General features: G+C 73.7%; 10 protein-coding genes and 1 pseudogene. 7 read left to right on the top strand and 4 right to left on the bottom strand.

Annotated features, from left to right (window positions below; genetic code table 11):
- Window positions 1–499: pseudogene (locus AB0M52_RS20370) on the bottom strand (hypothetical protein); the annotation flags it as partial.
- Between the two features lie 521 nt (window positions 500–1020).
- On the opposite strand from AB0M52_RS20370, the gene pdhA reads away from it, so the two are divergent.
- The 6 genes from pdhA (at window position 1021) to AB0M52_RS20340 (ending at window position 9778) form a co-directional block, all read left to right on the top strand.
- A complete protein-coding gene (gene pdhA / locus AB0M52_RS20365) occupies window positions 1021–2196 on the top strand; it encodes a pyruvate dehydrogenase (acetyl-transferring) E1 component subunit alpha (protein WP_363955798.1) in 1176 nt (391 codons plus the stop codon).
- Complete coding sequence (locus tag AB0M52_RS20360) at window positions 2196–3185, top strand: alpha-ketoacid dehydrogenase subunit beta (protein ID WP_363955796.1); 990 nt, start codon at window positions 2196–2198, stop codon at window positions 3183–3185. The genes pdhA and AB0M52_RS20360 overlap by 1 nt, the downstream gene beginning before the upstream one ends.
- A gap of 5 nt (window positions 3186–3190) precedes the next feature.
- Window positions 3191–4648: a dihydrolipoamide acetyltransferase family protein gene (locus AB0M52_RS20355; RefSeq protein WP_363955801.1), complete on the top strand. Its 1458-nt coding sequence runs from the start codon at window positions 3191–3193 to the stop codon at window positions 4646–4648.
- A gap of 215 nt (window positions 4649–4863) precedes the next feature.
- The gene (locus AB0M52_RS20350) at window positions 4864–5001 is read left to right on the top strand and encodes a hypothetical protein (RefSeq protein WP_165521953.1); all 138 of its coding nucleotides are present in this window, start codon (window positions 4864–4866) and stop codon (window positions 4999–5001) included.
- A gap of 343 nt (window positions 5002–5344) precedes the next feature.
- Entirely contained in the window at window positions 5345–7834 is a 2490-nt protein-coding gene (locus AB0M52_RS20345) for a hypothetical protein (protein ID WP_363955793.1), read from the top strand.
- Window positions 7835–7942: 108 nt separating this feature from the next.
- On the top strand, window positions 7943–9778 hold the full coding sequence (locus AB0M52_RS20340; protein ID WP_363955790.1) for an NHL domain-containing thioredoxin family protein: 1836 nt from the start codon (window positions 7943–7945) through the stop codon (window positions 9776–9778).
- Window positions 9779–9847: 69 nt separating this feature from the next.
- Here AB0M52_RS20340 and AB0M52_RS20335 read toward each other — a convergent pair whose 3' ends face one another.
- From AB0M52_RS20335 to AB0M52_RS20325, 3 genes are all read right to left on the bottom strand, one after another.
- Complete coding sequence (locus tag AB0M52_RS20335; protein ID WP_363955787.1) at window positions 9848–10597, bottom strand: 5-oxoprolinase subunit PxpA; 750 nt, start codon at window positions 10595–10597, stop codon at window positions 9848–9850.
- Window positions 10581–11441: a biotin-dependent carboxyltransferase family protein gene (locus tag AB0M52_RS20330; RefSeq protein ID WP_363955785.1), complete on the bottom strand. Its 861-nt coding sequence runs from the start codon at window positions 11439–11441 to the stop codon at window positions 10581–10583. The genes AB0M52_RS20335 and AB0M52_RS20330 overlap by 17 nt, the downstream gene beginning before the upstream one ends.
- Window positions 11442–11517: 76 nt before the next feature.
- Complete coding sequence (locus tag AB0M52_RS20325; RefSeq protein WP_363955783.1) at window positions 11518–12219, bottom strand: allophanate hydrolase subunit 1; 702 nt, start codon at window positions 12217–12219, stop codon at window positions 11518–11520.
- 106 nt (window positions 12220–12325) lie between these two features.
- On the opposite strand from AB0M52_RS20325, the gene AB0M52_RS20320 reads away from it, so the two are divergent.
- The coding region (locus tag AB0M52_RS20320; RefSeq protein ID WP_363955780.1) for a hemolysin III family protein at window positions 12326–12943 on the top strand (618 nt) is incomplete at its 3' end.

Below are 12943 nucleotides of genomic sequence, written 5' to 3'. Positions count from 1 at the left end.
GGGTCGGGTTCGGGGTGGGCAGCGGCAGCGGGGCGGGCGTCGTGGTGGGCGGCCGGGGCGCGGGGACGGTCGGCGGCGGCGCCGGGCGGCGCCCCGGAGCCGGATCGGCCGGCGCGACGGCGGGCATCAGGGCGGACCGCTCCACCACCGGGTGCACGGGCGGGACGGCCGGCGCGATCGACGGCAGCGCCGTCGGGGTGGCTGCCGGAGTGCCGGTGGGCGGCGGGGGGATCACCACCGGACCGACGGAGGGCGTCGGGATGAACGGCGTACTGCTGTCCGGCAGCGCCGTGCTGCCGACCGTCGCCGAACCCGTGCTGATGGCGGCGAGGACCGGCATCGAGGCGGTGCCGGCGAGCAGCGCCACGGTCAACAGGTAACCGCGGGACGGGCCGGTGGTCCGGACGGCCCGGTGCGCACCCACCACCGGGCGGTAGCCGCCGGATGCCCGGTGCCGGGCGAGGGTAGGAGCCTCGGAACCTTCACCTGGTTCGGACACCACGCACTCCTCGTCGTCGCTCCTGGCCGGGACCACGAGGGCAGACCCGGCGGACCGCCGGAGCTGGATCGGGGCCCGCGCGAACAGCCTGGGTCAGTGACTCTGCGTCGGCCAACCCCACACCGCGTGTCGACACGCGTATCTGGCCGAATGGTGACGAACCATCACCGGATCGGTCGCGCGTCGCTGGACCCGACACTCCGGCATTTCGGGTAACGAAGCGGGCCGGTGTCGGGATGCGGGGCAGGCGGAGTGTGGGACTGCTCACCTCTGATGCGAATATGGAGGCCACGGCGGCAGCGCAGCCGCGACCTCCGCGCACCCACGCGGTAGGCGCGACTGGGCGCCGGCGCTCCCGAACCGGGTTCGGCCAAGAATCCGGCTCATGCCGCGCGGCAACCCCCACCGGGGCTAGGCGCGGTCCGCCAGGAAACCGATCCCGGCACCAGCCGGGGCCGGCGCACGAGTCGCGCGGCCGGGTGACCCCCCGGTGCCGACGCAGACACGACAGGGAGAGACGGATGGCAAAGGGCGACCCCGGGGCCAGTACCCGTGGCCGGCGAGCCACACCCCGTTCCAGGAAGGCCGCGACCGGCGACCCGGAACTGGTGCAGCTGCTCACCCCCGCGGGTGAGCGGATCGACAGCGTGACCGGTCCGGACGGCACCGAGTACCGCGTTGACTTCACCGACGAGGAGTACCGCGGCCTCTACCGCGACCTGGTTCTGGTCCGGAAGTTGGACGCCGAGGCGACGGCCCTGCAACGGCAGGGCGAACTGGGCATCTGGGCGAGCCTGCTCGGCCAGGAGGCGGCCCAGGTCGGTTCGGGACGGGCCCTGCGTACGCAGGACATGGCCTTCCCCACCTATCGCGAGCACGGCGTGCTCTACTGCCGTGGCATCGACCCGATCATGCCGCTGGGCCTGTTCCGGGGGGTCGACCAGGGCGGCTGGGACCCGAACGAGTTCAAGTTCAACATGTACACGATCGTGATCGGGGCGCAGACCCTGCACGCGACCGGGTACGCCATGGGCGTCGCGATGGACGGCAAGACCGGCACCGACGACGGCGAGGCGGTGATCGCCTACTTCGGCGACGGCGCCACCAGCCAGGGCGACGTCAACGAGGCGTTCGTCTGGGCCGGCGTGTTCAACTCCCCCCTGGTGTTCTTCTGCCAGAACAACCAGTACGCCATCTCCGAGCCGCTGGAGCGGCAGACCCGCATCCCGCTGTACCGGCGCGCCGCCGGCTTCGGCTTCCCCGGCATCCGGGTGGACGGCAACGACGTGCTGGCCACGTACGCGGTGACCCGGCACGCGCTGGACAACGCCCGGCACGGGCAGGGCCCGAGCCTGATCGAGGCGTACACCTACCGGATGGGGGCGCACACCACCTCCGACGACCCGACCCGCTACCGCATCGCCAGCGAGGTCGAGGCGTGGCAGGCCAAGGACCCGATCGCCCGGATGAAGGCGTTCCTGGAGCGCGAGAAGATCGCCGACGCGAGCTTCTTCACCGAGATCGACGAGCAGGCCCGCCGCGAGGCGGTGGACCTGCGCGAGCGGGTGCTGGCCATGCCGAACCCGGAGCCGGGAACCATGTTCGACCACGTCTACCCCAACGGGTCGCCGCTGCTCGACGAGCAGCGCGCGCAGTTCAGCAAATACCTGGAGTCGTTCGAGGGGAGCGCCCACTGATGGCCACAGAGACGCTCACCCTCGGCAAGGCCCTCAACGCCGGCCTGCGCAAGGCCCTGGAGAACGACCCGAAGGTCGTCATCATGGGCGAGGACGTCGGCAAGCTCGGCGGCGTCTTCCGGATCACCGACGGGCTACAGAAGGACTTCGGCGACCAGCGGGTGATCGACACCCCGCTCGCCGAGTCCGGCATCATCGGCACCGCGGTCGGCCTGGCCATCCGCGGCTACCGGCCGGTCTGCGAGATCCAGTTCGACGGCTTCGTCTACCCGGCGTACGACCAGATCGTGTCGCAGGTGGCGAAGATGCATTACCGCTCCCGCGGCAAGCTGAACATCCCGATGGTCATCCGGATCCCGTTCGGTGGCGGCATCGGCGCGGTGGAGCACCACTCGGAGTCGCCCGAGGCGTACTTCGCGCACACCGCCGGGCTGAAGGTCGTCTCCTGCGCCAGCCCGCAGGACGCGTACGTGATGATCCAGCAGGCGATCGCCTCGGACGACCCGATCGTGTTCCTGGAGCCGAAGCGGCGCTACTGGGAGAAGGGGGCGGTCGACCTGGACGCCCCGCTGTCCGAGGCGTACCCGCTGCACTCGGCTCGGGTGGCGCGGGCCGGCACCGACGTCACTGTGCTGGCGTACGGCCCGATGGTCCGCACCTGCCTGGACGCGGCGACCGCCGCCGCCGAGGACGGCCGCAACCTGGAGGTCATCGACCTGCGTACGCTCTCCCCGCTGGACCTCGGCGTGGTGTACGAGTCGGTGCGGCGCACCGGCCGTGCGGTGGTGGTGCACGAGGCGCCGTCCAACGTCGGCCTGGGCGCGGAGATCGCGGCCCGGATCACCGAGGAGTGCTTCTACTCGCTGGAGTCGCCGGTGCTGCGGGTGGCCGGCTTCGACACCCCCTACCCGGCCGCCCGGGTGGAGGAGGAGTACCTGCCCGACCTCGACCGGGTGCTCGACGCCGTCGACCGCACCTTCGGCTGGTGAGCGGCATGTCCCGGATCAAGGAGTTCAACCTGCCCGACCTGGGCGAGGGGCTCACCGAGGGTGAGATCCTCGCCTGGCTGGTCAAGGTGGGCGACACGATCGAGCTGAACCAGCCGATCGTCGAGGTGGAGACGGCCAAGGCGGCCGTGGAGATCCCGGCGAAGTGGGCCGGCCAGGTCCAGGCGATCTTCCACCCGGAGGGCACCACGGTCGAGGTCGGTACCCCGATCATCGCGATCGACACCGACCCCGGCGCCGGCCCGATCGAGTCGACGACCGGGGCCGGCACCGGCCTGCCCACCCCCTCGGCCGCCTCACTGGCCGCCGTCGAGGTCGCGCCGGCCGAGGGCGCGGTCGAGCCGGGCCTGATCGGCGGTCCCGCCCCGGGCGGCCGCACCGCGGTCCTGGTCGGCTACGGCCCCCGCACCACCGCCGCCAAGCGCCGCCCCCGCAAGGATGCCGCCCCGGCCCAGGCCACCGCCGCACCGGCGCCGGTCCAGGCCGTGCCGGCACCGGCTCCGGTCGCCCCGGTGGCACCCGCGCCGGCGGTGAACGGCAACGGTCGCGTCGCCGGTCCCGTGCTGGCCAAGCCGCCGGTGCGCAAGCTCGCCAAGGATCTCGGCGTCGACCTCGGCACGCTGACCGGGTCGGGGCCGCTGGGCTCGATCACCCGGGAGGACGTACAGCGGGCGGCGGCGGCCCCGGCGGCGGCCGAGCCGCTGGCGGTCACCGTGCCGGTCACGGCGGCGGCGAGCTTCGGCGCCGACCGCGAGCAGCGCATCCCGGTCAAGGGGGTACGCAAGCTCACCGCCGAGAACATGTCCCGCTCGGCGTTTACCGCTCCGCACGTCACCGAGTTCCTGACCGTCGACGTGACCCGGGCGATGAAGGCCCTGGACCGGCTGCGCGACCGGCGGGAATGGCGCGACGTGCGGGTCTCGCCGCTGCTGCTGGTGGCCAAGGCGGTGCTGTTGGCGGTCAAGCGGCACCCGATGGTCAACTCGACCTGGGCCGGCGACGAGATCGTCGTCAAGGAGTACGTCAACCTGGGCATCGCGGCGGCCACCGAACGCGGCCTGATCGTGCCGAACATCAAGGACGCCGGCCGGCTGACCCTGCGCGAGCTGGCGGACGCGATGACCGGCCTGGTGCAGACGGCCAAGAGCGGGAAGACGTCTCCGGCCGACATGTCCGGCGGCACCCTGACCATCACCAACGTCGGGGTGTTCGGGGTCGACACGGGCACGCCGATCCTGCCTCCGGGCGAGTCGGCGATCCTGGCCTTCGGTGCGGTCCGGGAAATGCCCTGGGTGCACAAGGGCAAGGTCAAGCCGCGCCTGGTCACCACGCTCGGCCTCTCCTTCGACCACCGGATCATCGACGGCGAGCTGGGCTCGAAGTTCCTGCGCGACATCGGCGACTTCCTCGCCGATCCGGAGGCGGCGCTGCTCGCCTGGACCTGACGCAGCACGACGACGGCCGGTGTGCCACGGGTGAACGCCCGGCACACCGGCCGTTGCCATTGGTCGAATAAAAATCCGCCTCATATGGCTCGACACCTAAGATTCGTAGCTCGGTGGCCCAGCTCACCTAATAATCGTTGGCGATCAAGGCGGGCTTGCGGTTCAATGGACTCAACGACGGGCCGACAACCGAATAGCCAGGAGGAGAGACCCCAATGAGCATGATCGAGCGAATCCGCAACCGCCGCGACGCCAACCGCCGCGCCCGCGCCATCGAGCGGGCCCTGCGCTCCGCGAGTTCGCCTGCGGTCCGTGACGAGATCCTCGCCATCGCCCAGCGTCACATGCACTGACGCCACACGACGTTATTCACCTCCTCCAGATCGACGACCCGCCCGGGCCACCCGGGCGGGTCGTCGGCGTTGTAAGCGGCCGTTGGCACCGGGATACCGCCCCGGCGCAGCGCCCGGTACGGTGGTTCTCGGTCGTCGTCCGTGGTCGGGGACAGGTTGAGGCGATAGAAGCACCTCGACACCGCCCAGCGACGGACAGTGACGATCGATGCTCCCCGGAAGCCCCCCGGAGGCCACCGGGATACGGTGCGGGGAGCCGGCACGGCCGGTACGCCGGCACCGCCGGCTGCCCTGCCGAGACCATCGGCGACGGCGGCCGACATGTGATGGAGGAGGCGCACGCATGACGTCCGAGGGCCCGCACCGCCCCGGCCAGGAGCCGGACGAGGTGCCGCCGGGCGGCGGCGGACCGGCGCCGTACGGCGACCGGCCGGCTCAGCAGGACGGCGGGTATGGCGCATCCGCCCCCGACCTGGGCTGGGCTCCGCCACCGCCAGCGCGACCCGACGCGTCCACACCCGCCTGGGCGAGCCAGCAGGGCACCCCGTGGGGCACCGCTCAGGCGACCCGGCAGGCGGAATCCTCGACCCCCGGGAGCCAGCCTTCCTGGCTGGCCCAGGCAGACCAGCGGGAGCAGCCCGGCCAGGGCTGGGCCCCGACGACACCGTCCACATCGGATCGGCCCGCCTGGGCGACCGGCGAGCAGGCCGGCCCGGCCTGGGCCAACTCCACCACACCGGACGCCCCCCAGCCGCCAGAGTGGACGCCCAGCCAGTCCGCGTCGGGTCAGCCCGCCGACTGGGCCGGCGGTCAGCCGGCATCCGGCTGGGCCGGCGGTCAGCAGCCGGAGTGGGCCTCCCGTACCGACGACCAGACTCCCGGCTGGGCCACGGCCGCAAGCGCATCCGAGCCGGCCCGGCCGGACTGGGCGCAGGCCGACCAGCCGGCGCCGTTCCGCTCCGAGCCGGCGGCCCGGGCCACGGCCCAGGTGCCGCAGGCCGACACCGCACCACCGCACCGGCCCGCTTCGGACGAGGCGGCCCGCGCCGGCGGGTGGCCGGCCGAGCAGGAACCACCCGCCTGGGCCACCGGCCAGCGGCGGGAACCCGCCGCCGGCGGCTGGTCCGGCGAGCAGGCGGCCGAAGGTTGGCAGACCGGCAGCGACCGGCCGGCGCAGCCCGACTGGGCCACGCCGCAGCCGGCCGAACCGGCCGGGTGGCCGGCCGGCGACGCGGCAGCCGACGAGCGGCCGCAGTGGTCGCCGCCGGGCCAGGACCGGCCGGCAGCGGCGTGGACGCCCGCCGAGCCCGCCACCGGATCGGCCCGATTCGGCGACTCCGGGCCGCCGCCGTCCTGGAACCCCGCCGGGGAGCCACTCCCGTCCCGTACCGCCGCCGATCGCTCGGCGCTGCCCGACATGGAGCCGTGGGCACCGGGCGAGGCGTGGGGCAGCACCGGATCGGCGGAGGCCGCCTCGGCGCGGCCCGACGCCGAGCCCGACCCGGGCCGGGCCGAGGACGCGCCGGTCTACCAGCCCGCGCCGGGCCCCGGCATCTCGCCGGCCAACATGGTGCCGCTGCCGCCGCAGGAGCAGCGGGTACCGGGTGCCAGCCTGGCCGGCGTGCCGCCGGCCGACTTCGCCCCGCCGGCCGACTTCGCCCCGCCGGCCCCGTTCGCCGGCGACCAGGCTGTAGGCCCCCGCCCGGGTGCCGATCAGCCGGCCGGTGGCCTGGGCTGGGGTCAGCCCGAGTCCCGGCACGACGACCCGCAGTCACAAGCCGGGCCGGCCATTCCCGCGCCCCGCACCTCCCCGGAGGTCGCCGGCCGGGCCACCCCGCCAGCCGGCGGGGTCTCGGCGAGCGCCTCGGTGCCGCTGGCCAGCCGGGTGATGCCGCCGGCCGACCACGCGGCGCGACCGGCGGGCACGCCCGCACCGCAGCCCCGGGTGTACGGCCGACCGACCCAGCCCGAGGAGCCGGCCCAGGAGCGGGACGACCAGCCACTGGTGCCCCGGTTCGACCAGGCCCCGGAGCCGCGCTTCGCCGACCGGGAGCCACCGGTCGGTGGGCCGAACGCCTTCACGGGCGGGGCTGCTCCTGCTTCGCCGGCCGCACCTCCGGCCTTCCCGCCGGGGCTGCCGTCCTTCGCCGATGCCCCGCCGAGCAACCGGCCGGTCAACGGAGTACGCCCGCACGCCGAGCCGGAGCGGCCGGCCGACCCGTTCGGCGGCCCACCCGGGGACCCGTTCGGCGGTACGCCCAGCGGCCCCTTCGGCGCTCCGCCCGGCGATCCGTTCGGCGGTGCCCCCGGTGATCCGTTCGGCGGTACGCCCGACCGCCACGGCGGTGCGTACGGTGCCGCCCTCCGCCCCGAGCCGGGCGGCGACCACACCTCGGCGTTCCCGCCGCCACCACAGTCCGGCCCGTCGTGGAGCCCGGGCACCTCGGAACCGGAACAGGGCCGCTTCGACGCGTTCAAGCCGGTCGCCGAGCCGGCTCCGGAAACCCCCGCGCCGAAGGTACGCAACGGTCGGGTGCTCGCCGCGGTGCTGGTCGCCGCAGTGCTCATCCTTTCCATCCCGCTCGGCCTGCTCAAGCTCCTCGGCATGATCGGCGGGTCGGACGAGCCCCGCCCGTTCAACCCGGCGGTCGGCACCTGCGTCCAGCGGTCGGGCGACACCCCCATCGAGGCAGTGTGTGGCGAGCCGGACTCGTTCACCGTGGTGTCGAAGGTCGAGTCGAAGGACAAGTGCCCCGACCCGGAAGGGCCGTACGTGGACCTTCGCAACAACGAGGCCAACCCGGTGCTCTGCCTGAAGGACGCTGCCAGCTGATCCACACCGCGTGAGCCGGTCGGCGGCGGTGAAGCGTCGCCTGGCGCGCTGATGCCGGTGAGACGTGCTCATGTCTCACCGGCATCAGCGGTACGGCACGATGGGGTCATGAGTGCACGCGTGCGGGCGCCCGAGCTTCGGGGCCGGGCCTGGTTGAACACGGGCGACAAGACCCTCCAGCTGGCGGACCTCAGGGGCCGGATCACGATTCTGGACTTCTGGACCTTCTGCTGCATCAACTGCCTGCATGTGCTGGACGAGCTGCGTCCGCTGGAGGAGAAGTACGCCGACGTCCTCGTCGTGATCGGCGTGCATTCGCCGAAGTTCGAGCACGAAAAGGACCCGGACGCGCTGGCCGCCGCCGTCGAGCGGTACGGCGTGCACCACCCCGTGCTCGACGACCCCGAGCTGGACATGTGGCAGCAGTACGCGGCCCGCGCCTGGCCGACCCTCGCGGTGATCGACCCCGAGGGCTACGTGGTGGCCACGATGGCCGGCGAGGGACACGCCGAAGGGCTGGCCCGGCTGATCGACGACCTGATCGCCACCCATGAGGCCAAGGGCACGCTGCACCGGGGCGACGGCCCGTACGTCCCGCCGGCCGAGCCACAGACCACCCTGCGCTTCCCGGGCAAGGCGGTGGCGCTGCCCGACGGCGGCCTGGTGGTGTCGGACTCGGCCCGGCACCGGGTGGTCGGGTTGGCCGCCGACGGCGAGACCGTGGTCCGCACGATCGGTACCGGCGAGCGGGGCCGGGCCGACGGGGCGGCCGACGCCGCCACCTTCTCCGAGCCGCAGGGGCTGTGCCTGCTCCCGGAGCAGGTCGCCGAGGTCGCCGGCTACGACCTGGTGGTCGCCGACACCGTCAACCACCTGCTGCGCGGCGTACGGCTGGCCACCGGCGAGGTGGTCACCGTGGCCGGCAGCGGGCGGCAGTGGCGGTCCACGGTCGACGACCACGCACACGACGCGCTCTCGGTCGACCTCTCCTCCCCCTGGGACCTCGCCTGGTACGACGACAAGCTGGTCATCGCCATGGCGGGCATCCACCAGCTGTGGTGGTTCGACCCGATCAAGCGGACCGCCGGGATGTACGCCGGCACGACCGTGGAGGCGCTGCGCGACGGGCCGCTGGCCGAGGCGTGGCTGGCCCAGCCGTCCGGGCTCTCCGTCTCCGCCGACGGCGTCCGGCTCTGGATCGCCGACAGCGAGACCAGCGCCATCCGGTACGTCGAGCACGGCGTCCTGGGCACCGCGGTCGGCCAGGGCCTGTTCGACTTCGGCCACGTGGACGGGCCGGCGGCGCAGGCACTGCTCCAGCACCCGCTCGGCGTCTGCGCGCTGCCCGACGGCTCGGTGCTGATCGCCGACACGTACAACGGCGCGGTTCGCCGCTATGACCCGACCACCGACCGGGTCGGCACGGTGGCGACCGGGCTCGCCGAGCCGAGCGACCTGGTGCTCACTGCGGACGGCGAGGTGCTGGTGGTGGAGTCCGCGGAGCATCGGGTCACCCGGCTGGCCCCGGGCGCGCTCTCGGCGGCCGGCGCGGACACCGTCGACGGCCCGCGGCACCGCACCGAACGCAAGCCGACCGACCTGGCCGCCGGCGAGGTGGTCCTGGACGTCGTCTTCACCCCGGCACCCGGACAGAAGCTGGACGAGACGTACGGGCCGTCCACCCGCCTGGTGGTCTCTGCGTCACCGCCCGAGCTGCTGGTGGAGGGGGCGGGCACCGGCACCGAGCTGTCCCGCCGCCTGGTGATCGACCGCTCGGTGACCGACGGCGTACTCCAGGTGACCGCCCAGGCGGCGACCTGCGACGCGGACGTGGAGCACGCGGCCTGCCACCTGACCCGACAGGACTGGGGGGTGCCGGTACGCGTGGTCGACGGTGGCGCGGCACGCCTCCCGCTGGTGCTGCGCGGCCTGGACGCCGGCTGAGCCGCACAACCTGTTAAGAGGGGCCCCTTTACCTGCACCAGGCGTTAATAAGGGGCCCTTCCTTTCACCTCAGGCGAACGGGGTGGGGGTTACGCCGGCGTCGATGAGCGTGGCGCGGACGAGTTCCGCAGCGGCCACCGCGCCGGGGCTGTCGCCGTGCAGGCAGATGGAATCCGGCGCGCACGGGATCACGCTGCCGTCGACGGCGACCACGGTCCGCTCGGTGGCCATCCGCACCGCCCGGCGGGCCACCTCCTGCGGCTCGGTCACCAGCGCGTGGTGCGAGGTACGCGGCACCAGCTGCCCGTTGGGCAGGTAGTTCCGGTCGGCGAACCCCTCGGCCACCACCCGCAGCCCCGCCCCTTGGGCAAGCTGGGCCAGCACCGAGCCGGGCGGGCAGAGCACGGGCAGGTCCCGGTCGTAGTCGCCGATCGCGGCGACCACTGCCGCCGCCGGCAACTCCTCGCACGCCGCCGCGTGGTAGAGCGCGCCGTGCGGCTTGAGGTAGCGGACCCGGGTGCGGTACGGCCGGCAGAACGCGTCGAGGGCGCCGAGCTGGTAGAGGACCTCGTCACGCAGTTCCGCGAAGTCGTACGCGATGTGCCGCCGGCCGAATCCGGCGAGGTCCCGGTAGCCCACCTGGGCTCCGACGGCGACGCCCCGTTCGGCGGCGGTCGCACAGACGCGGCGCATGGTGGACGGGTCCCCGGCGTGGAAACCGCAGGCGACGTTGGCCGAGGTGACCAGGTCCAGCAGCGCCTCGTCGTCGCCGAGACGCCAGACACCGAATCCCTCACCGAGATCAGCGTTCAGATCCATGGAACGTCACGGTAGTGCCTGGACGGGCCTGCGCGAGCGGGGTCACGTCGTCCACCACCGCGATGACGGGATACCCGCCGGTGGTGGGATGGTCGGCGAGGAAGATCAACGGTTGGCCGTCCGCCGGCACCTGCACCGCGCCGAGGACGATCCCTTCGCTGGGCAGTTCCCCGGACATCGCCCTGGGCAGCGGTGTGCCGGTCAGGCGCGCGCCGACCCGGTTGCTCAGCGGGCTCACCTCGTACGCCGTGCCGAACAGCCGGTCGAGCGCGGCCGGGGTGAACCAGTCGTGCCGGGGGCCGGGCCGCACGGCGAGGTGCAGCTCCGCCGGGGGTACGACCGGCACGGTGACGTCGACCGGGGCGGGCGGGCCGGCCGGTGCGCCCATCGGCAGCAGGTCGCCGTCGCGCAGCGGTGCCGGCCCGAGTCCGGCGAGGGTGTCGGTGGCGCGGCTGCCCAGCACCGGGGTGACGGCGATGCCCCCGGCCACCGCGAGCCAGCTGCGCAGACCCCGTCGGGCGGGACCGATCCGCAGCACCGCCCCGCCCGGTACGGCCAGTGGTCGGCCGGTGTCGCCGGGCCGGGTGCCCACCCGCACGTCGACCTCGGCGCCGACCACGGCGACCGTGGTGGCCCGGGTCGGCCGCAGGTCGCAGCCGGTCAGGGTGATCTCCAGGCCGGCTGCCGACTCCGGGTTGCCGACCAGGCGGTTGGCCAGCCGCAGGGCACCCGGGTCGAGCGCCCCGGAGCGGGGTACCCCCAGATGCGCCCAACCGGGGCGGCCGAGATCCTGCACGGTGGTCAGCGCCCCGGCCCGGAGCACCTCGATCGTCGGCTCGCTCATGCCGGCCCTCCGCTGCGCTCCGGCCCGCCATGAGGCACCATCGCACTGAGCCGATGATTCGCTCGCTGCCGCTCACTCATGCCGGCACCAGTCGGACGCGGGTGCCGGGGGTGAGCCGGGCCGGCGGGTCGGCGCGTACGTCGAACAGGGTCAGCCCGGTCCGCCCGACCAACAGCCAGCCGCCCGGTGACGCGGTCGGGTAGATCCCGGCGTACGGGCCGGCCAGGGCAACCGAGCCCGCCGGCACCCGCGGGCGGGGGGTGGCCAGCCGGGGCACCGCCAGCTCGGTGGGTAGCCCGGTCAGGTACCCGAAGCCGGGTGCGAAGCCGCAGAACGCCACCCGGAACTCGGTCTCCCGCAGCCGGCGCACGACGGCTGGTACGTCCACCCGCCAGTGGGCGGCGACGACGGGCAGATCCTCCCCGTCGTACGTCACGGGCACCTCGACCGTGCTGGCGGCGGCCGTGGCGGTCGGCGGCGCCGGCGTCCAGCCCGCGATCCGGGCGGCCGTGGCCGGCGGGTCCGGTACGCCGTCGAGCAGTACGGTGGCGGCGGCCGGCACGATCTCGGTGGCGACCAGGTCACCCTGGTCCCGGCGGCGCCACAGCTCGGCCCGCCATGCCTCGACCGTCGTGGCGACATCGGCGTCGTACGCCTGGTTTGCGGCGCAGCCGCCGAGGTCGGGCGGGGCGGTGTTGCCGTCCGTTCCGGTCGGCGCGCCCGGGGTCACGGCGAAGTCGAGCAGCAGGGCGTGCGCGCCGACCGGTCGGATCCGCATTCCGCCATCCTCCCGGACCGGGGTCCACGCCCGCGTCGCCCGCCCGTCGGAAAGCGTGACCGGGCGCACTACCCGAAGGTAACCTACGGTGCCGTAACCTATTGGCGTGACCACCTCCGCCCGACCCCGGCTCAAGCCGGTCGACATCGGTAAACCCCGGATGCGCGGCTGGCTGCACACGTACGCGTTCTTCGTCGCCCTGGTCTGCGGCATCGTGCTCTGCTCGATCGCCGCCGCCCGTCCCGGCTGGACACCGCTGGTTAGCTGTGCCGTCTACAGCCTCACCGTCTGCGGCCTCTTCGGCACCAGCGCGCTCTACCACCGTCGAGTGTGGTCGACCCGCGGCTTCCAGGTGATGCGGCGGATGGACCACTCGATGATCTTCCTGTTCATCGCCGGCACGTACACACCGTTCTGCATCCTGCTGTTGGAGACCCGTGCCTCCGTGATCATGCTCGCGGTGGTCTGGGGCGGTGCTCTCGCCGGCGTGGCGCTCAAGCTGGTCTGGCCGCACGCCTCGCGGTGGATTTCCGCCCCGCTGTACCTGGCGCTCGGCTGGGTGGCGGTGGCGATCCTGCCCGACATCCTCCGTCAGGGTGGGGTGACCGCGCTGGTGCTGCTCATCGTCGGCGGGGCGATCTACACCGTCGGGGCGGTCTTCTACGCACTTCGCCGGCCCAATCCGTGGCCGACCGTCTTCGGGCATCACGAGTTCTTCCACGCC

It is taken from the genome of Micromonospora sp. NPDC051296 (assembly GCF_040682255.1).
In the GTDB taxonomy this organism is placed as follows: domain Bacteria; phylum Actinomycetota; class Actinomycetes; order Mycobacteriales; family Micromonosporaceae; genus Micromonospora; species Micromonospora craterilacus.
Note: the sequence above shows the minus strand (reverse complement) of the source record. Positions and strands in the feature narration are given on the sequence as shown.

What these genes read in the sequence shown, in the direction of transcription:
- pdhA (WP_363955798.1), top strand. Translation starts at nt 1,021, where the DNA reads ATGGCAAAGGGCGACCCCGGGGCCAGTACCCGTGGCCGGCGAGCCACA.
- AB0M52_RS20360 (WP_363955796.1), top strand. Translation starts at nt 2,196, where the DNA reads ATGGCCACAGAGACGCTCACCCTCGGCAAGGCCCTCAACGCCGGCCTG.
- AB0M52_RS20355 (WP_363955801.1), top strand. Translation starts at nt 3,191, where the DNA reads ATGTCCCGGATCAAGGAGTTCAACCTGCCCGACCTGGGCGAGGGGCTC.
- AB0M52_RS20350 (WP_165521953.1), top strand. Translation starts at nt 4,864, where the DNA reads ATGAGCATGATCGAGCGAATCCGCAACCGCCGCGACGCCAACCGCCGC.
- AB0M52_RS20345 (WP_363955793.1), top strand. Translation starts at nt 5,345, where the DNA reads ATGACGTCCGAGGGCCCGCACCGCCCCGGCCAGGAGCCGGACGAGGTG.
- AB0M52_RS20340 (WP_363955790.1), top strand. Translation starts at nt 7,943, where the DNA reads ATGAGTGCACGCGTGCGGGCGCCCGAGCTTCGGGGCCGGGCCTGGTTG.
- AB0M52_RS20335 (WP_363955787.1), bottom strand. Translation starts at nt 10,597, where the DNA reads ATGGATCTGAACGCTGATCTCGGTGAGGGATTCGGTGTCTGGCGTCTC.
- AB0M52_RS20330 (WP_363955785.1), bottom strand. Translation starts at nt 11,441, where the DNA reads ATGAGCGAGCCGACGATCGAGGTGCTCCGGGCCGGGGCGCTGACCACC.
- AB0M52_RS20325 (WP_363955783.1), bottom strand. Translation starts at nt 12,219, where the DNA reads ATGCGGATCCGACCGGTCGGCGCGCACGCCCTGCTGCTCGACTTCGCC.